The organism is Streptomyces sp. NPDC032161 (assembly GCF_040636995.1).
In the GTDB taxonomy this organism is placed as follows: domain Bacteria; phylum Actinomycetota; class Actinomycetes; order Streptomycetales; family Streptomycetaceae; genus Streptomyces.
This window is the reverse complement of the sequence record NZ_JBEZVN010000002.1, coordinates 18,254-35,821: the sequence shown is the minus strand read 5'-3', so window position 1 is coordinate 35,821 and position 17,568 is coordinate 18,254. Positions and strand designations below refer to the sequence as shown.

The following is a 17,568-nucleotide window of genomic DNA, read 5'->3' as shown; positions in this document are numbered from 1 at the left end:
TCGTACGACGCCCGCGCCGACGGGAGTGACGGAGGATTTGGTGGAAGCCGCCAAAGACTGTTGACATCGTGTCTCGCATACTTGTTGGTAACAACGTCTGGTCCTCGGCGACGTGCGGCTCTACGGTGCTCGCATGCCGTCGAACCTGCCCGATGTCGTGCTCTGGTCCATACCGGCCTTCATCCTGCTCACCGTGCTGGAACTGGCCCTCCACCGCTTCCATCCCGACGAGGAAGCCGCAGGGTACGAGGCGAAGGACGCGGTCACCAGCGTCACCATGGGAGTGGGCAGCCTGGGCTTCGACCTGCTGTGGAAAGTGCCCATCGTCGCGATCTACACCGCGGTCTACGAGCTGACGCCGCTGCGGGTCCCCGTGCTGTGGTGGACCGTCCTGCTGATGCTGCTCGCCCAGGACTTCCTCTACTACTGGTCCCACCGGGGCCACCACGTCATCCGGATCCTGTGGGCCTGCCACGTCGTCCACCACTCCAGCCGGAAGTTCAACCTCACCACCGCGCTGCGCCAGCCCTGGACGTCATGGAGCGTCTGGCCGTTCTACGTGCCGCTGGTGGCCTGCGGGGTCCACCCGGCCGCGCTCGCCTTCTGCTCGTCGGTGAACCTCGTCTACCAGTTCTGGGTGCACACGGAACGCGTCGGCAGGCTTCCCGGGCCGTTCGAGTACGTACTGAACACGCCCTCGCACCACCGGGTGCACCACGCCTCGCAGGGCGGCTACCTGGACCGCAACTTCGGCGGCATCCTCATCCTCTGGGACCGGCTCTTCGGAACCTTCACCCCCGAGACGCAGCGGCCCGTGTTCGGCCTCACCAAGAACATCGACACCTACAACCCGCTGCGGGTCGCCACCCACGAGTACGCCGCCATCGCCCGCGACGTGCGGGCGGCGGGCAGTTGGGGCGAGCGAGCCGGGCGGATCTTCCGCGGACCGGGCTGGCAGCCGACGGCGACCGCGACGGCCTCCCGGGGCCCCCGGACCCGTACCACCGGGGCGACGCCCCCTGCCTCCGACTCCCGCACCGCGCAGGTGCCGACGACCTCCATGAACCATCGCACCGAGGAGCGTGCCGGATGAGCGCCACCACCGGACCGGACCGCCGGGAACGCCTCGCCCGCGCGCTGCTCACCGCCTTCCTGGTGGCCGCTGCCGTCGACCTCGTCGCCGTGCTCGCCGACGTCCCGGTCGCGCGTCTCGTCGCCAAGCCCCTGCTGATGCCGCTGCTGGCCGGGTACGCCGCCGTCCGGCGCGGCCCCCGGCTGCTCGTCGCCGCGCTGTTGTTCGGCTGGGGCGGCGACGTGTTCCTGCTGGTGGACTCCGACACCGCCTTCCTCCTCGGGATGGGCTCCTTCGCCGTCGGACACGTCTGCTACCTGTGGCTGTTCGGACGAGCCCGGAGCCCGTGGTCCGCCGCGGTCGCGTACGCCGTCGTGCTGGCCGGCGCCCTCGTGCTGCTCTGGCCGGGGCTCCCCGCCGACCTGCGGATCCCGATGGTCGGCTACAGCCTGCTGCTCACGGCCGTGGCGTACCGCGCCGTTGTCCTCGGCCGGTACGCGGCCGTCGGCGGGGCTCTCTTCCTGCTCTCCGACGCACTGATCGCCGTCGGGGTCGCCGACGGGCCGCGGCTGCCCGCGCACGACTTCTGGATCATGCTCACGTACATCGCCGCGCAGTTCCTGCTCGCGGGCGGGGCGCTCCCGCCCGGTACGCGGCCGTGGGCACGCGCCTCGGCCGTCCCCCTGGCACCGGGCACCCCGCGGCCGTGACCCCGTCACCGGGGCCGCCGGGCGGTGGACGAACCACCCCGCGGACGCGTACGGCCCGTTCAGCCCGCGCCGAGCCAGACCGGCGCGTCCGAGCCCAGCGGGCCGGGCGGGCGCGACCAGTCGGCGGGCGAACCGTCGAAGCCGACCGGCGGCAGGGCGTGACGCAGGCGGCCGAGCGGACCGTCCGTCTCCGTCAGCCACTTCTCCGGACCGTAAGGATCCGCCGCTCCGTCGCGGGTCCCGGGCCGGGGGGCCGCGGGCAGTTCGTCGAGCAGCCACGCGGCGGTACGGGCGAGCGAGAGGGTGACCAGCCGGGAGCCACCCTCCTCGTGCTGCCCGGTCAACGCGCGCAGCACGGCGGCGGCCAGCAGGTAGCCCGTGCCGTGGTCCAGTGCCTGGGCGGGCAGCGCGCCCGGTGCGTGCTCCGCCCCGTCCGGGGCCTCGACCGAGGCGATGCCGGTCGCCACCTGCACCAGGCTGTCGAAGCCGCGCCGCCCCGCCCACGGACCGTGCCCCCACGCCGAGAGCCTGCCGATCACCACCCCCGGCCTGCGGGCGGCCAGCGACTCGGGAGTCAGCCCGAACCGCTCGACCGAACCGGGCCGGTAGCCGATGACCACCACGTCCGCGCCGGCCAGCAGTTCGTCGAAGACGGCCGAGCCGCTGCGGTCGGCGAGGTCCAGGTCCACGGACCGCTTACCGAAACCGGTGTCGCTGTGCGCGTCCGGGCTCTCCGGCAGCTTCGGGGCGTCGATCCGCAGCACGTCCGCGCCGAGCAGCGCGAGCGTACGGGTGGCGACGGGGCCCGCGATCACCCTGGTCAGGTCCAGCACGCGCAGCCCGGCCAGGGGCAGCAGGGGGTTCTCGCCGGTGAGCGGCGCGGTGCGGCGCACCGGCGCGTCGTCGAGGCGGACCCGGTCCACCAGCGGCGTGTCCCGGACCGCGGCGCCCTGGGGACCGGCGGCCCACTCGCCGGGCGTACGCGCGGCGACGGCCAGGCCGCCCGCCGCGTACACGGTCTCCTCGATCTCGTCGCCCCGGCGTCCGGCGAACGAGGCGGCGACGGCGTCCGCGGCGGCCGGATCCGGGACGTCCTCGGGCAGGCCCAGCGTGCCGAGCAACCGGGCCCGGTGGTGCGGGTAGTTGGCGTGCGTACGGACCCAGCCGTCCGCCGTGCGCCAGAACCGGGACAACGGGGCGAAGGAGGTCGGCGCGCGCCCGTCGATCCGCAGATGGCGTTCGCTGGTGAACGCCGCGGCGACCGCGCCGTCGTCGACCCGGACCCGGGGCACGGGGCGCGCGGTGCGGAGCGCGGCCAGTTCGGCGGCGGCCAGCGAACAGACCGCGACCGAGGAACGGGCCAGCTCCATGACCGGCAGCCGGGCGGGCAGCAGCCCCGCCGGGCCGCCCGTCACGATGTGTGGGAGCAGCGCGGGGTCCCCGCCCAGCGCCGCCCATGCCTGCCGCGTTCCGGACACGTGTGCGTGATTCATCTCCGCACTATGGCACCGAGTGCCACCGGCCGGGAAGGGAGGGCGGCGGCCGGTGCCGGCCGCCGCCCCGGGATGCTCGCTGTGGCTACCAGCGGACCGCGTTCAGCGCGTTGACGACCCCGGCCCCGTAGAAGCCGTTGTCCTTCTTGCCGCCCTCGCACACGGCGTCGATCTCGCCGTCGCCGTCGATGTCGTACGGCGCGCCGCACGCGGTGGCGTCGGCCTCGACCGCCAGGAGCGCCTTCACCGCGGCCGCCGAGGCGTACGGGTGCTTGGACTTGATCAGCGCCGCGACGCCCGCGACGTGCGGGGACGCCATCGACGTACCGGCCTTGTAGCCGTACTTGCCGCCCGGCAGCGTGGACAGGATCAGACCGCTCGTGGCGGGCGCCTCGGGCTTCTGGTAGATCGTCGAGTCACCGCCCGGGGCGGCGACGTCGATCATGCCCTTGCCGTAGTTCGAGTACGAGGACTTCAGTCCCTTGGCACCGGTCGCCGAGACCGTCACGACACCGGGCAGCATCGCCGGGATGTCGAGGCACTGGCGCGGGTCGATCGTCCGGTCGACCGCCGTGGTGTCGTTCGGGCTGGTCGTGTCCTCGATCGTGGGGGCGGCCAGGTCGAAGGCGCTGTTGCCGGCCGAGGCCACGTTGACCGTGCCCCTGCGCTCCGCGTAACGGGTGGCGCGGGCGACGGCCTCGACCAGCGCGCCCTGGTCGAGGTCGTCCTTGCAGTTGAACATCCACGGGTCGGTGTAATAGCTGTTGTTGGTGACGTCGATCCCGTTCTCGGCGGCCCAGACGAAGCCGCAGACGATCGACTCGGTGTAGAAGGAGCCGTTCGGGTTCGCCACCTTGATGCCGGCGACCTTCACGCCCGGCGCGACGCCCGTGACCCCGACGCCGTTCTTCGCGGCGGCGATGGTGCCCGCCACGTGCGTGCCATGGTCGCTCTCCCCGGTCTTCGGACGCCAGGCGCCGTCCGACGTGTCCGGCGCCCCGGACACGCAGCTGGCCGAGGCCCCGCGGTCGAAGTTCGGCGCCAGGTCGGGGTGGGTGTCGTCGACGCCCGTGTCGATGACACCGACCGTGACCTTGCTGCTGCCCAGCGATACGCGGTGCGCCTGGTCCGCCTTGATGGCCGGCAGGTCCCACTGCAGCGGCTCCATCGGGTCCTGCCCGGCGGTCGCCTCCGCCGCCGCGGCCTCGGCCTGCGCGGCGGTGAGCGGCTGCTCGACCCCGGTGTCCGTGGTGGCCTGCGGAACCATGGGGTTGGTACGGGTGGCTCCCGCCGAGTCGACGCCCTTGGCACGGCGGATCGTCTTGGCGAAGTCCGGGTTCTGCGAGTGGACGACGATCACGCCTATCTGCTCGTAGGCGATCACCACCGTGCCGCCGGCCGCGGCTATCGCCTTCTTCACCTGCTTGACGGTGCCGTGATTGGCCCGAGTGTTGACCACGTACGAGAGCTTCGGGCCGTCCGTCGACACCGCCGCCGAGGGCTGCGCGTCCGCCGGAGCGGCGGAGGCGGCCCCCGTCGGCAGGAAGCCGAGCGAAGCCGTGAGTGCCAGTCCGACGGAGATCGTCAGGGTGCGCGTCCGTCTGGAACCCAGCTGAGCCATGGGGTCTCCACATCATCAGTGCCGGGCGACCGGACACCGGCCGTACCCGGTCGCGTACATGACCAGTGAAGTTATCGCTGATCATCCCCGTTCATCAATGAGTAAGACCGACCGATTTGACCGGACAGCCGCGCACGGACGCGTCCGGGGAGTGTGAACCGGCGGTGAACCACCGTCACACGCCGTCCGTGTCGTAGGCAGGGGCACCCGCCGTCACCCCGGGAGAGCGCACCACGCGCCCCCGGCCGGCCGTGGTTCCCCGGCGAAACCCCACCGTTCCCGTTCACCGCACCCGCGTCGCGAGGAGATTCCGTGACTACCGATGCAGCACCACCGCCCGAGAGCGTTACGGACACCCGCCCCGCCGAACCGACGACCGAGGCGTTCGTCGCGACCCAGGAGAGCGCGGAGTTCGGTGAACTGCGCCGCACCCACCGCTCGTTCGCCTTCCCGCTGACCGTCGCCTTCGTCCTCTGGTACCTCCTGTACGTCCTGCTGTCCAACTACGCGGGCGACTTCATGGGCACCAAGGTGTACGGCAACATCAACGTGGCCTTCGTGTTCGGCCTCGCCCAGTTCGTCAGCACCTTCCTCATCGCCTGGCTCTACTCGCGCCACGCCGCCGCGAAGCTCGACCCGAAGGCCGAGGCCATCAAGTCCCGTCTGGAGGCCGACGCATGAGCGCCGCACACCCCTCGCCCGCCGTCCTCGACCTGGCCGCCGCCTCCTCGACCGCCGAGCACCGGCCACTGATCATCACGCTGTTCGCGGTGTTCGTCGCCGCGACCCTCGGCATCACCGTCTGGGCCGGCCGACAGACCAGGAACGCCTCCGACTTCTACGCGGGAGGCAGGCAGTTCACCGCCTTCCAGAACGGGCTCGCGGTCTCCGGCGACTACATGTCGGCGGCCTCGTTCCTCGGTATCGCCGGAGCCATCGCCCTCTTCGGCTACGACGGCTTCCTCTACTCCATCGGCTTCCTCGTCGCCTGGCTCGTGGCGCTGCTGCTGGTCGCCGAGCCGCTGCGCAACTCCGGCCGCTACACGATGGGCGACGTCCTCGCCTACCGGATGCGGCAGCGCCCGGTCCGCACCGCGGCCGGCGTCTCCACCATCGTCGTCTCGATCTTCTACCTGCTGGCTCAGATGGCGGGCGCGGGCGTCCTGGTCGCCCTGCTGCTCGGCATCACCAGCGACGCGGGCAAGATCCTCATCGTCGCGCTGGTCGGCGTGCTGATGATCGTGTACGTCACCATCGGCGGCATGAAGGGCACCACCTGGGTCCAGATGGTCAAGGCCGTCCTGCTCATCGCCGGTGCCCTGCTGATGACGTTCCTGGTGCTGCTGAAGTTCGACTTCAACGTCTCCGACCTGCTGGGCACGGCCGCGGCGAAGAGCGGCCACGGAGCCGCGTTCCTGGAACCCGGCCTCAAGTACGGCGCCACCGGCACCTCGAAGCTCGACTTCCTCTCCCTCGGCATCGCGCTGGTCCTCGGCACCGCCGGTCTGCCGCACATCCTGATCCGCTTCTACACGGTGCCGACCGCCAAGGCCGCCCGTAAGTCGGTCAACTGGGCCATCGGCATCATCGGCGCCTTCTACCTGATGACGATCGCGCTCGGCTTCGGTGCGGCGGCGCTGATCGGCCCGGCCGAGATCAAGGCGAAGAACCCGGCCGGCAACGCCGCCGCCCCACAACTCGCCGAATACCTCGGAGGCGTGGGCTCCACCGGCGGCGCCGTGCTGCTGGCGGTGATCTCGGCCGTCGCCTTCGCCACCATCCTCGCCGTGGTCGCGGGCCTCACCCTCGCCTCCTCGTCCTCCTTCGCGCACGACATCTACGCCAACGTCATCCGCAAGGGGAAGGCCACCGAGAAGGAGGAGATGCGGGCCGCCCGCTGGGCCACCGTCCTCATCGGCGCGGTCGCGATCGTCCTGGGCGTCTTCGCCCGCGACCTGAACGTCGCCGGGCTGGTCGCGCTCGCCTTCGCCGTCGCCGCCTCGGCGAACCTGCCGACCATCCTCTACAGCCTCTTCTGGAAGCGGTTCACCACCCGGGGCGCGCTCTGGTCGATCTACGGTGGCCTGGCCACCTCGGTGATCCTGGTGCTGTTCTCACCGGTCGTCTCCGGCAACGAGAAGACGTCCATGTTCAAGGGGGTCGACTTCGCCTGGTTCCCGCTGGAGAACCCGGGGCTGATCTCCATCCCGCTGGGCTTCCTGCTCGGCTGGATCGGCTCCCTCCTCTCCAAGGAAGAACCCGACAAGGGCAAGTACGCCGAACTGGAGGTGAAGTCCCTCACCGGCGTCGGAGCCCACTGAGCCGGGCGGGACACCAACCCCGTCGCCGTCGTACCGTCGTGGCCGTGTCGCAGGATCCGCGACCCGGCCACGATGCTCCCGGAGCCGTACGAGTGCCGAGCGCACCCCTCCGATGTCCCAGGTCTCGCGTAGTCTCGGAAGAGCCGGCCGCGAGGGCCGGGACGGACGTCCCGCCGACGGGCTCCGCCCGGCGACCGGCCGGAGCGGTGCCCGGGAAGCCCGGCCGATACCGCGACAGTCCGGAAACGGAAACCGGAGAACGACGGGGAGGGGGCCCACATGCTCATCGACACATACGGCCGGGTCGCCACCGACCTGCGCGTGTCGCTGACCGACCGGTGCAATCTGCGCTGCACCTATTGCATGCCCGAAGAGGGCCTGCAATGGCTGGCCAAGCCCGATCTGCTCAGCGACGACGAGATCGTCCGGCTCGTCCGCATCGCCGTCACCAGCCTCGGCGTCACGGAAGTCCGCTTCACCGGCGGCGAGCCGCTGCTGCGCCCCGGGCTCGTCTCCGTCGTCGAACGCTGCGCGGCCCTCGCCCCACGCCCCGGGCTCTCGCTCACCACCAACGGCATCGGGCTGGGACGCACCGCGGGCGCGCTCAAGGAAGCCGGGCTGGACCGGGTCAACGTCTCGCTGGACACCCTGCGCCCCGACGTCTTCAAGGCACTCACCCGCCGCGACCGCCACCACGACGTACTGACCGGCCTCGAAGCCGCCCGTGACGCCGGACTCGCGCCGGTCAAGGTCAACACGGTCCTGATGCCGGGACTCAACGACGACGAGGCACCCGAGCTGCTCGCCTGGGCCGTCGAGCACGGATACGAGCTCCGTTTCATCGAGCAGATGCCGCTCGACGCCCAGCACGGCTGGAAGCGCGAAGGCATGATCACGGCCGGTGACATACTCCGGTCGCTGCGCACCCGCTTCACCCTCACCGAGGAGGACGGGAGCGCGCGCGGATCCGCGCCCGCCGAACGCTGGCTCGTCGACGGCGGACCCCACCGCGTCGGTGTCATCGCCTCCGTCACCCGGCCCTTCTGCCGGGCCTGCGACCGGACCAGGCTCACCGCCGACGGGCAGGTGCGCACCTGCCTCTTCGCCCGTGAGGAGACCGATCTGCGCGGCGCGCTGCGCTCGGACGCGCCGGACGAGGAGATCGCCCGGATCTGGACGCGGGCGATGTGGGGGAAGAAGGCCGGCTCCGGGCTGGACGACCCGTCCTTCCTGCAACCGGACCGGCCGATGTCGGCGATCGGCGGCTGACGGCGGCCCTCAGCGACCGGCGGCCCCGGACTCCCAATCGGCCAGCGTCACGACGTCCTTGAGGAACCCGCGGACGCCCAGGAACGAGGAGAGGTGCTCGCGGTGCTCCTCGCAGGCCAGCCACGTCTTGCGGCGTTCCGGGGTGTGCAGCTTCGGATTGTTCCAGGCCAGCACCCACACGGCGGCGGCCCGACAGCCCTTGGCGGAACAGATGGGTGCGGCGTTCTCGGCCGCGGTATCGGGGGAGTTCACGTGATCAACCCTAGTGGGCCCGGTACAGATGGCCCGGGGCCCGGCGTCCGACCGGCACCCGCCCGTCGCGTGTCCCCACGCATCCCGCCCGTCGCGCATCCCGCCACGACGAACAAAAACGACGCCGAGCAGCCACGGGGGGAGCTGCCCGGCGTCGGTCCGTCGCTCCGACGGGGGATGCGGAGCGCGTACGAAGTATGTCACGCAGACCGGGGTGCGGTGCACCGTAACTCCGGGATTGATCTGACGTTTTCGCGAATCCCGGGTTCGACGCGGACTTCCCGGGGACCGAAACCGGCCTCCAGGGCGTTACTACGGTTTCTCGTGGTTCACACGGGGTCTCCGCCACGCTTTTCGTCGTCGACGGGGCCCGACGGTGTCGTACCGGACACGGACGGGGCGTCGAGCGCCGGGCGCACCGGAGCGGGGATGAACGTCGGGGGGAGCGCGGGAGTGGTTTCCCGGCCCGCGTTGGCGATGACCACCGCCACGTACGGGAGCAGAGCTCCGAGGACCAGGGCCACGATCGCCACGTACCGCTCGACGTTCCACAGCGCCGCGGCCAGGATCACCGAGACCGTCCGTACGGACATCGAGATCACATAGCGCCGCTGCCTGCCGCGCACGTCGTCCGCGAGCCCCTGCCTGGCTCCCGTGATCCGGAAGACCTCGACGGCGTTCTGCTTCCGCATCACGTCTCCACCACCCTTCCCCCGGCGCCCGGCGACCCGGGGGACACCTCGTTCCCGAGCCGGACATGTCCCGGTCCGGACCGCATCCACGGTACGCCCGGTGTCCGGAGGCTTCGAGGCCGGGGCGCGTCCCGTCCGCGCGATCGCGCATACGGACGCGTCCGGCATGCGACGCGGGGCAGCCGCCCCGACACTGGGGCGCAGATGCGACATCGCGTCGCACGAGGAGGCGACATGGGCTGGCTGTGGGCAATCATCGTGGGACTCGTGCTCGGCCTGATCGCGAGGGCGATCCTGCCCGGCAAACAGAACATCCCCCTCTGGCTGACGGCGCTCCTGGGTCTCATCGGCAGCATCCTGGGCAATGCCGTCGCCACCGGGATCGGAGTCCACGACACCAAGGGCATCGACTGGATCCGCCATCTGCTCCAGCTGATCGGCGCGGTGGTCGTCGTCGGTATCGGCAGCGGCCTGTGGGCCAGGATCCGCGGCTCCGGGAACAGAGGCGCGGGCCGCGCCCACGCGAGCCGCGACCACAGGGTCTGATCCCGGACCACGACGCACCGCGGCCGGGCACGCGTCAACACGTACCCGGCCGCGGGCCGGCATTCAGAAACCCCGGTGGTCCGGGGCACATGGCCGTCCGGGGCCGGTCGTCCGGGCGAGCCCGGATGTCCACCGACCCCCGGACGGCGCGGGATCAGCCGGTGACCTCGACGGCGGCGAGGTTCTTCTTGCCCCGGCGCAGCACCAGCCACCGTCCGTGCAGCAGCAGCTCACGGTCCGGTGCGCTCTCGCCGTCCGTGACCTTGACGTTGTTCACGTACGCTCCGCCCTCCTTCACCGTGCGGCGGGCACCGGACTTGCTCGGTGCCAGGCCGACCTCCACCAGGAGGTCCACCAGCGGGCCGAGCTCGGCGACCCGCGCGTGCGGGACCTCGGACAGGGCGGCGCCCAGCGTCGCCTCGTCCAGCTCGCCCAGGTCGCCCTGGCCGAAGAGGGCCTTCGACGCGGCGACGACCGCCGCACACTGGTCGGCGCCGTGCACCAGCGTCGTCAGCTCCTCGGCCAGCGCGCGCTGCGCCGTCCGGGCCTGCGGACGCTCCTCGGTGACCTTCTCCAGTTCCTCCAGCTCCGCAGGGGTGCGGAAGCTGAGGACGCGCATGTACCGGGAGACGTCCCGGTCGTCCACGTTCAGCCAGAACTGGTAGAACGCGTACGGCGTCGTCAGCGTCGGGTCGAGCCAGACGGCCCCGCCCTCGGTCTTGCCGAACTTGGTCCCGTCCGCCTTCGTCATCAGCGGGGTCGCCAGCGCGTGCACCTCGGCGCCCGGCTCCAGCCGGTGGATCAGGTCGAGACCCGCGGTGAGGTTGCCCCACTGGTCGCTGCCGCCCTGCTGGAGGGTGCAGCCGTAGCGCCGGTACAGCTCCAGGAAGTCCATGCTCTGGAGCAGCTGGTAGCTGAACTCGGTGTAGCTGATGCCCTCGTCGGACTCCAGGCGCCGGGCGATGGCGTCCTTGGTCAGCATCTTGTTGACGCGGAAGTGCTTGCCGATGTCGCGCAGGAACTCGATCGCGGACATGCCCGCGGTCCAGTCCAGGTTGTTCACCATGACCGCCGCGTTCTCGCCCTCGAAGGACAGGAACGGCTCGATCTGCCTCCGCAGCCGCGACACCCACTCGGCGACCGTTGCCGGGTCGTTCAGCGTGCGCTCGGCGGTCGGCCTCGGGTCACCGATCTGACCGGTGGCCCCGCCCACCAGGGCGAGCGGCCGGAGCCCCGCCTGCTGGAGCCGGCGCATGGTGAGCACCTGCACCAGGTGGCCGACGTGCAGACTCGCCGCGGTGGGGTCGTAGCCGCAATAGAACGTGACGGGGCCGTCCGCGAGAGCCTTGCGCAGTGCGTCCTCATCGGTGGACTGGGCGAACAGCCCACGCCACTTCAGCTCGTCGACGATGTCCGTCACGGTACTTTCTCTCCTCGCATGTGCATCGGATGTGCGTCCGGACGCGTCGGGCGCGCCGGACGGCACCAGCCAGTCTAAGGGCCGTCCCGCAACCCCTGGCGGGTCAGACGCCGGGGCTCACGGAACTCATGTTGAAGTCCGGGATCCGCAGCGCGGGCATGGCGGCCCGGGTGAACCAGTCGCTCCACTCGCGCGGCAGCGTCTTCTCGGTACGGCCCGCCTCCGCGGCCCGCGACAGCAGGTCCACCGGCGACTCGTTGAACCGGAAGTTGTTCACCTCGCCGACGACCTCCCCGTCCTCGACGAGATACACCCCGTCGCGGGTCAGCCCGGTCAGCAGCAGCGTCGCAGGATCCACCTCCCGGATGTACCACAGGCAGGTCAGCAGCAGGGCGCGGCCGGTGGTCGCGGCCACCATCTCCTCCAGGGACCGCTCCCCGCCGCCGTCGAGCAGCAGGTTGTCGATCGTCGGCGCGACCGGCAGCCCGGTCAGCCCCGCCGTGTGCCGGGTGGTCGTCAGATGTTCCAGCCGGCCGTCCCGGATCCAGTCCGTCGACGCCAGCGGCAGACCGTTGTCGAAGACGGAGGCGCTGTCCCCGGACGCGTGGGCGATCACGAACGGCGCCGACTCCAGCCCCGGCGCGTGCGGGTCGCTGCGCAGCGACAGCGGCAGCTCGGTCAGCTTCTCGCCGAGCCGTGTCCCGCCGCCGGGCAGGGAGAACACCGTGCGGCCCTCCGCGGCGTCCCGTGCCGACGACGACCACAGCTGGTAGACCAGCAGGTCGGCCACGGCGGACGGCGGCAGCAGCGTCTCGTACCGTCCGGCGGGCAGGTCGACGCGCCGTTCGGCCCAGCGCAGCCGCCCGGCCAGTTCCGTGTCGAGTTCGAGGGGGTCGACGTCCCGGAAGTCGCGGGTGGAGCGGCCCGCCCAGGCCGACCGGGTGCGGTCGGGGGACTTGGCGTTCAGCTCCAGCGTCCCGTTCGGCTGGTCGTGGCGCAGGCGCAGCCCCGTCGACGTGCCGAGGTAGGTGGAGGTCATCTGGTGGTGGGCGAAGCCGTACAGCTCGCGGCCGCCCGACCGGGCACGGGCGAACGCGTCGCCGAGTGCCGGGGCGAACGTCGCGAAGACGTCCGGACCCGTCTCGGCAGGCGCGTCCGTGAAACCGGGGGACGGCGGCACCCCCTCGACCAGCGGCTGCGCGTCCTCCGCCGGACCGGCCCCGCGCGCGGCGGCCTCGGCCGCCCGCACCAGCGGCTCCAGGTCGTCGGCGGTGACAGCGGACCGCGACACCACACCGGACGCGGTGCCCTGCGCGCCGTCGACGGTCGCGACGACGGTGAGGCTACGCCCCCGTGTCACCCCGTTCGTCGTCAGCGCGTTCCCGGCCCAGCGCAGATTCGCGGACGACTCCTCGTCCGCGATGACGACACACCCGTCGGCCGTGGACAGGTCGAGTGCCCGTTCGACGATCTCGTGCGGCTTGGTCACGCGGCTCATCGCCCGGCCTCCTGCGTCGTGTTGAGGATGTTCACGCCCCGGAAGAGGGCGGAGGGGCACCCGTGCGAGACGGCCGCGACCTGGCCCGGCTGGGCCTTGCCACAGTTGAACGCGCCGCCCAGGACGTACGTCTGCGGACCGCCGACCTTCTCCATCGAGCCCCAGAAGTCCGTCGTCGTCGCCTGGTACGCGACGTCGCGCAGCTGGCCGGCCAGCCGGCCGTTCTCGATGCGGAAGAACCGCTGCCCGGTGAACTGGAAGTTGTAGCGCTGCATGTCGATCGACCACGACCGGTCGCCGACCACGTAGATCCCGCGCTCCACCCCGCCGATCAGGTCCTCCGTGGACAGCCCGCCCGGATCCGGCCGCAACGACACGTTCGCCATGCGCTGCACGGGGACGTGGCCGGGCGAGTCCGCGTACGCGCAGCCGTTGGAGCGGCCCAGCCCCGTCAGCTTCGCCATCCGCCGGTCCAGCTGGTACCCGACGAGTGTGCCGTCCTTGATCAGGTCCCAGGACTGCGCCTCGACGCCCTCGTCGTCGTACCCGATGGTCGCCAGCCCGTGCTCGGCGGTCCGGTCGCCGGTCACGTTCATCACGGGGGAGCCGTAGGCCAGCCTGCCGAGCTGGTCGAAGGTGGCGAACGACGTCCCCGCGTACGCCGCCTCGTACCCCAGCGCCCGGTCCAGCTCGGTGGCGTGGCCGATCGACTCGTGGATGGTCAGCCACAGGTTCGACGGGTCGACGACCAGGTCGTACGTCCCCGCCTCGACGCCCGGCGCCCGCATCTTCTCCGCCAGCAGCCCGGGGATCCGCTCCAGCTCGTCGTCCCAGTCCCAGCCGGTCCCGGTCAGGTACTCCCAGCCGCGGCCCACCGGCGGGGCGAGCGTCCGCATCGAGTCGAACTCGCCGGTGGCCCCGTCCACGGCGACCGCGGTCAACTCGGGGTGCAGCCGCACCCGTTGCTGCGTGGTGACGGTGCCCGCCGTGTCCGCGTAGAACTTGTTCTCGTGGACGGTCGTCAGTGAGGCGTCCACGTGCGTGACGCCCTCCGCCCGCAGCAGCCGCTCGCTCCACTCGGCGAGCAGTCCCGCCTTCTCCTCGTCCGGTACGGAGAACGGGTCGATCTCGTACGACGAGACCCAGGTCCGCTCGCCGTGCACCGGCTCGTTGGCCAGTTCCACCCTCTCGTCGGACCCGGCCGCGGCGATCACCTTCGCCGACAGCTTCGCCATGGCGACGGCCTGCGAGGCCACCTTCGCCGCGGCGTCCATCGTGAGATCCACGCCCGAGGCGAATCCCCACGCCCCGCCGTGCACCACCCGTACCGCGTACCCGAGGTCGGTGGTGTCGGAGCTCCCGGCGGGCCGGGCGTCCCGCAGCCGCCAGGACGCGCTGCGCACCCGCTCGAAACGGAAGTCCGCGTGCGCGGCCCCGAGCGCCCGGGCCCGGGCGAGCGCCGCGTCGGCCAGGGAGCGCAGGGGCAGGGCCAGGAACGACTGATCTACTTCGTGGGCCACGAAGGGCTCCCCTCCTCGGATGGGATCTGTCCTCTGACGCGTCCTGGCAGTGAATCATGCGGCGGGCCGCCGCCGGACGGGCCACGGGGCGCGTGTGGTGTCGCGGCACCGTACGCGGTCCCGGACTCCCTGGCCACGTACGACAAACGGGCATCGGTGACCGCCGGGGGAAAGGGCCTGCCCGCGCGTGCCCCGGGATCGACGGGACGAGGCCGCCGGGCCCGAGGGGACTGTAGGAACCCCACAGTGCCGGGGGGAAGGCGCTGTCAGGGGCCGATTCCTCGCGGGGCGGGTGGTACCGATAGGTTTCCGAGGTACCAGACCGCTATCGAAAGGGTGATCCGTTGAGCCGCTCGGTTCTCGTCACCGGAGGAAACCGGGGCATCGGCCTCGCCATCGCCCGCGCTTTCGCCGCCAACGGCGACAAGGTCGCGATCACCTTCCGCTCCGGCGAGCCCCCCCAGGAACTCACCGAGGCGGGTTGCCTCGCGGTCCGTTGCGACATCACGGACGCCGAACAGGTGGAGCAGGCCTACAAGGAGATCGAGGACAAGCACGGCCCCGTCGAGGTTCTGGTCGCCAACGCCGGTATCACCAAGGACCAGTTGCTGATGCGGATGTCCGAGGACGACTTCACGTCCGTGCTCGACACCAACCTCACCGGCACGTTCCGGGTCGTCAAGCGCGCCAACCGCGGCATGCTGCGGGCCAAGAAGGGCCGCGTCGTCCTCATCTCCTCCGTCGTCGGGCTGCTCGGCTCGGCGGGGCAGGCGAACTACGCCGCCTCCAAGGCGGGTCTGGTCGGCTTCGCCCGGTCGCTGGCCCGTGAACTCGGCTCGCGGAACATCACCTTCAACGTCGTCGCACCCGGCTTCGTCGACACCGACATGACCCAGGTGCTCAGCGAGGAGCAGCGCAAGGGCATCGTGTCCCAGGTGCCGCTCGGCCGCTACGCGCAGCCCGAGGAGATCGCCGCCGCGGTGCGCTTCCTCGCCTCCGACGACGCTTCGTACATCACTGGAGCCGTCATCCCCGTTGACGGCGGATTGGGCATGGGTCACTGATCACCATGAGCGGAATTCTCGACGGCAAGCGCATCCTCGTCACCGGCGTGCTGATGGAGTCGTCCATCGCGTTCCACGCCGCCAAGGTGGCCCAGGAACAGGGCGCCGAAGTCATCCTGACCGCCTTCCCCCGGCCCACGCTGACCGAGCGCATCGCCAAGAAGCTGCCGAAGCCGGCCAAGGTCATCGAGCTGGACGTGACCAACACCGAGCACCTGGACCGGCTCGCGGGCCTGGTCCGTGCCGAGCTCGGTTCGCTCGACGGCGTCGTCCACTCCATCGGCTTCGCGCCGCAGGACGCGCTCGGCGGCAACTTCCTGAACACCCCGTTCGAGTCCGTCGCCACCGCGATGCACGTCTCGGCGTTCTCGCTGAAGTCGCTCGCCATGGCGTGCAAGCCGTTGATGAACGAGGGCGGCTCGATCGTCGGCCTCACCTTCGACGCGCAGTTCGCCTGGCCGCAGTACGACTGGATGGGCCCGGCCAAGGCCGCGCTGGAGGCCACCTCCCGCTACCTCGCCCGCGACCTGGGCAAGGACGACGTCCGCTGCAACCTGGTCTCGGCCGGACCGCTCGGCTCCATGGCCGCGAAGTCCATCCCGGGCTTCTCCGACCTCGCCAAGGTGTGGGACACCCGCTCCCCGCTGACCTGGGACATGGCGGACCCGGAGCCGGCCGGCCGTGGCATCGTCGCCCTGCTCTCGGACTTCTTCCCGAAGACGACGGGCGAGATCATCCATGTCGACGGCGGCGTGCACATGATGGGTGCCTGACCCCGTAGGGCCCTGAAACGCGACGGCCGCGTACCACCTGCGAACAGGCGGTACGCGGCCGTCGCGCGTGCCGGGCCGGTCCCGGTCCGCTCAGGTCGAGAAGACGGCCGATCCACCGCAGAATGTGGAGGAATCGGACTTTCGGGCGGACTGCGGGAGGAGATCGCCGTGCGCTCCACACCTCGCCGGAGCCGGACCCTGCCGGCGGTCTCCCTGGCCGTCGCCGGTCTCGCCGCCGGTGTCGCCGTCCCCGTGGGCCTGTCCGCGGTGGGGCGGCCCGGGGGCGAGGCGGCCCCCGCGACGCCCACCCCCGGGCCCTCCGGAGCGGAATGCCGCACCTCGGTCCGGGGATCGCGCGTCGTCGCCCACTGCCACAACCCGTACCCCTCCACCGACCGCGTCCAGCTGCACACCGAATGCCGCCGCTGGTGGGACGTGGACGCGGACACCGCGCCCGTCGACGTCGGTCCGGGGCGGACCGTGCGGCTCGACGGCCGTTGCTGGAAGGAGGCCGCGTCGGCCTGGGTCACCCACCACGCGCCGGCGGCCCCGGATGATCCGCCCAGGTGATCCGCCGCGGGGGGCGTCGACCCGGACGGGCACCTCGGTCGCGGCCGGCCCGGTTCCGTCAGACCCGGTCCACCAGGCAGCTCAGTGCGTGGCTCGCGGCCTCGGCCGCCGCCGTCTCGGCGTCCCCCGCCCGGATCGCCTCGACCAGACGGCCGTGGTCCATGTGGTTCTCCGGCCGCAGCTCCCGGCCGACATTGCTCCTGAGACGGTCCCGCAGCAGGCTGCCCAGATCGGCGTACAGGCCGGTCAGCACGTCGTTGTGCGAGGCCGCGACGACGGCCAGATGCAGCGTCGCGTCCGCCTCGACGAACGCCTCGGCGTCGCCGTCGGCCCAGGTCTCCTCGCGGCGCTCCATGAGCGTGTCCAGCTGCTTCAGGTCCCGCTCGGTGCGCCGGGCGGCGGCCAGCCGGGCCGCGGACGACTCCAGGGTGGAGCGCAGCTCGGCGATGTGACGCGGATCGGCGTCGGCGAAACGGCGGTGCATCACCCCGGCCAGTTCACTGGTGGCGACCACATAGGTGCCCGAGCCCTGCCGGATGTCGAGCAGGCCGTTGTGCGCGAGCGCGCGCACGGCCTCGCGGACCGTGTTGCGCGCCACCCCCAGCTGCTCCACCAGTTCGGGCTCGGTGGGAATGCGCGAACCCACGGGCCACTCGCCCGAGGTGATCTGATTCCTCAACTGGGCAATCACCTGGTCGGCGAGTGCCGAACGCCGGGGGGACGTCAGCGCCATGGTGCTCCTTGCTC

17 protein-coding genes are annotated in these 17,568 nt (G+C 71.5%); 9 read left to right on the top strand and 8 right to left on the bottom strand.

The window, feature by feature from the left end:
* The first annotated feature begins 133 nt into the window (after positions 1–133).
* The gene (locus AB0E67_RS05965; protein ID WP_362021596.1) at positions 134–1,093 is read left to right on the top strand and encodes a sterol desaturase family protein; all 960 of its coding nucleotides are present in this window, start codon (positions 134–136) and stop codon (positions 1,091–1,093) included.
* Positions 1,090–1,782: a lysoplasmalogenase gene (locus tag AB0E67_RS05960; RefSeq protein WP_362021593.1), complete on the top strand. Its 693-nt coding sequence runs from the start codon at positions 1,090–1,092 to the stop codon at positions 1,780–1,782. The genes AB0E67_RS05965 and AB0E67_RS05960 overlap by 4 nt, the downstream gene beginning before the upstream one ends.
* A gap of 59 nt (positions 1,783–1,841) precedes the next feature.
* Here the strand turns inward: AB0E67_RS05960 and AB0E67_RS05955 are convergent, their stop codons facing one another.
* Together AB0E67_RS05955 and AB0E67_RS05950 are read right to left on the bottom strand one after the other, a co-directional pair.
* Complete coding sequence (locus tag AB0E67_RS05955) at positions 1,842–3,275, bottom strand: CoA transferase (RefSeq protein ID WP_362021591.1); 1,434 nt, start codon at positions 3,273–3,275, stop codon at positions 1,842–1,844.
* 85 nt (positions 3,276–3,360) lie between these two features.
* The gene (locus AB0E67_RS05950; RefSeq protein WP_362021589.1) at positions 3,361–4,896 is read right to left on the bottom strand and encodes a S8 family serine peptidase; all 1,536 of its coding nucleotides are present in this window, start codon (positions 4,894–4,896) and stop codon (positions 3,361–3,363) included.
* Between the two features lie 312 nt (positions 4,897–5,208).
* On the opposite strand from AB0E67_RS05950, the gene AB0E67_RS05945 reads away from it, so the two are divergent.
* From AB0E67_RS05945 to moaA, 3 genes are all read left to right on the top strand, one after another.
* Positions 5,209–5,577, top strand: coding sequence for a DUF485 domain-containing protein (locus AB0E67_RS05945; RefSeq protein ID WP_362021586.1), 369 nt, complete (start codon positions 5,209–5,211; stop codon positions 5,575–5,577).
* Positions 5,574–7,217, top strand: a complete 1,644-nt coding sequence (locus AB0E67_RS05940; RefSeq protein ID WP_362021583.1) for a cation acetate symporter — start codon at positions 5,574–5,576, stop codon at positions 7,215–7,217. The genes AB0E67_RS05945 and AB0E67_RS05940 overlap by 4 nt, the downstream gene beginning before the upstream one ends.
* Positions 7,218–7,496: 279 nt before the next feature.
* Positions 7,497–8,486: a GTP 3',8-cyclase MoaA gene (gene moaA, locus AB0E67_RS05935; protein WP_362021580.1), complete on the top strand. Its 990-nt coding sequence runs from the start codon at positions 7,497–7,499 to the stop codon at positions 8,484–8,486.
* A 9-nt stretch (positions 8,487–8,495) separates the two neighbouring features.
* On the opposite strand, the gene AB0E67_RS05930 is transcribed toward moaA, so the two are convergent.
* Both AB0E67_RS05930 and AB0E67_RS05925 read right to left on the bottom strand, forming a co-directional pair.
* The gene (locus AB0E67_RS05930) at positions 8,496–8,738 is read right to left on the bottom strand and encodes a hypothetical protein (protein WP_073788395.1); all 243 of its coding nucleotides are present in this window, start codon (positions 8,736–8,738) and stop codon (positions 8,496–8,498) included.
* Positions 8,739–9,067: 329 nt separating this feature from the next.
* Entirely contained in the window at positions 9,068–9,430 is a 363-nt protein-coding gene (locus AB0E67_RS05925; RefSeq protein ID WP_362021577.1) for a DUF3099 domain-containing protein, read from the bottom strand.
* Between the two features lie 234 nt (positions 9,431–9,664).
* Between AB0E67_RS05925 and AB0E67_RS05920 the strand changes: the two genes are divergently transcribed.
* Positions 9,665–9,976, top strand: coding sequence for a GlsB/YeaQ/YmgE family stress response membrane protein (locus AB0E67_RS05920; protein ID WP_362021574.1), 312 nt, complete (start codon positions 9,665–9,667; stop codon positions 9,974–9,976).
* 154 nt (positions 9,977–10,130) lie between these two features.
* Here the strand turns inward: AB0E67_RS05920 and tyrS are convergent, their stop codons facing one another.
* From tyrS to AB0E67_RS05905, 3 genes are all read right to left on the bottom strand, one after another.
* Positions 10,131–11,396, bottom strand: a complete 1,266-nt coding sequence (tyrS, locus tag AB0E67_RS05915; protein WP_351525959.1) for a tyrosine--tRNA ligase — start codon at positions 11,394–11,396, stop codon at positions 10,131–10,133.
* A gap of 103 nt (positions 11,397–11,499) precedes the next feature.
* On the bottom strand, positions 11,500–12,894 hold the full coding sequence (locus tag AB0E67_RS05910) for a metallopeptidase TldD-related protein (RefSeq protein ID WP_362021571.1): 1,395 nt from the start codon (positions 12,892–12,894) through the stop codon (positions 11,500–11,502).
* Positions 12,891–14,414 carry a TldD/PmbA family protein gene (locus AB0E67_RS05905; RefSeq protein ID WP_362021568.1) on the bottom strand — a complete coding sequence of 508 codons (1,524 nt, stop codon included), beginning with the start codon at positions 14,412–14,414 and terminating at the stop codon, positions 12,891–12,893. Before AB0E67_RS05905 ends, AB0E67_RS05910 begins: the two co-directional genes overlap by 4 nt.
* A 344-nt stretch (positions 14,415–14,758) precedes the next feature.
* Here AB0E67_RS05905 and fabG point away from each other — a divergent pair, with 344 nt between their 5' ends.
* The 3 genes from fabG (at position 14,759) to AB0E67_RS05890 (ending at position 16,821) form a co-directional block, all read left to right on the top strand.
* Positions 14,759–15,478, top strand: coding sequence for a 3-oxoacyl-[acyl-carrier-protein] reductase (fabG, locus tag AB0E67_RS05900; RefSeq protein ID WP_351525504.1), 720 nt, complete (start codon positions 14,759–14,761; stop codon positions 15,476–15,478).
* 5 nt (positions 15,479–15,483) lie between these two features.
* The gene (fabI, locus tag AB0E67_RS05895) at positions 15,484–16,251 is read left to right on the top strand and encodes an enoyl-ACP reductase FabI (RefSeq protein ID WP_362021565.1); all 768 of its coding nucleotides are present in this window, start codon (positions 15,484–15,486) and stop codon (positions 16,249–16,251) included.
* Between the two features lie 168 nt (positions 16,252–16,419).
* Positions 16,420–16,821 (top strand): hypothetical protein, encoded by a 402-nt coding sequence (locus AB0E67_RS05890; RefSeq protein ID WP_362021562.1) that lies wholly within the window; start codon positions 16,420–16,422, stop codon positions 16,819–16,821.
* A gap of 58 nt (positions 16,822–16,879) precedes the next feature.
* Here the strand turns inward: AB0E67_RS05890 and AB0E67_RS05885 are convergent, their stop codons facing one another.
* Positions 16,880–17,554 carry a FadR/GntR family transcriptional regulator gene (locus AB0E67_RS05885; protein ID WP_362021559.1) on the bottom strand — a complete coding sequence of 225 codons (675 nt, stop codon included), beginning with the start codon at positions 17,552–17,554 and terminating at the stop codon, positions 16,880–16,882.
* Between the last annotated feature and the right edge of the window lie 14 nt (positions 17,555–17,568).

Excerpts from the sequence above, each read along its gene's own strand:
- AB0E67_RS05965 (WP_362021596.1), top strand. The coding sequence starts at position 134 with ATGCCGTCGAACCTGCCCGATGTCGTGCTCTGGTCCATACCGGCCTTC.
- AB0E67_RS05960 (WP_362021593.1), top strand. The coding sequence starts at position 1,090 with ATGAGCGCCACCACCGGACCGGACCGCCGGGAACGCCTCGCCCGCGCG.
- AB0E67_RS05955 (WP_362021591.1), bottom strand. The coding sequence starts at position 3,275 with ATGAATCACGCACACGTGTCCGGAACGCGGCAGGCATGGGCGGCGCTG.
- AB0E67_RS05950 (WP_362021589.1), bottom strand. The coding sequence starts at position 4,896 with ATGGCTCAGCTGGGTTCCAGACGGACGCGCACCCTGACGATCTCCGTC.
- AB0E67_RS05940 (WP_362021583.1), top strand. The coding sequence starts at position 5,574 with ATGAGCGCCGCACACCCCTCGCCCGCCGTCCTCGACCTGGCCGCCGCC.
- moaA (WP_362021580.1), top strand. The coding sequence starts at position 7,497 with ATGCTCATCGACACATACGGCCGGGTCGCCACCGACCTGCGCGTGTCG.
- AB0E67_RS05925 (WP_362021577.1), bottom strand. The coding sequence starts at position 9,430 with ATGCGGAAGCAGAACGCCGTCGAGGTCTTCCGGATCACGGGAGCCAGG.
- AB0E67_RS05920 (WP_362021574.1), top strand. The coding sequence starts at position 9,665 with ATGGGCTGGCTGTGGGCAATCATCGTGGGACTCGTGCTCGGCCTGATC.
- AB0E67_RS05910 (WP_362021571.1), bottom strand. The coding sequence starts at position 12,894 with ATGAGCCGCGTGACCAAGCCGCACGAGATCGTCGAACGGGCACTCGAC.
- fabI (WP_362021565.1), top strand. The coding sequence starts at position 15,484 with ATGAGCGGAATTCTCGACGGCAAGCGCATCCTCGTCACCGGCGTGCTG.
- AB0E67_RS05885 (WP_362021559.1), bottom strand. The coding sequence starts at position 17,554 with ATGGCGCTGACGTCCCCCCGGCGTTCGGCACTCGCCGACCAGGTGATT.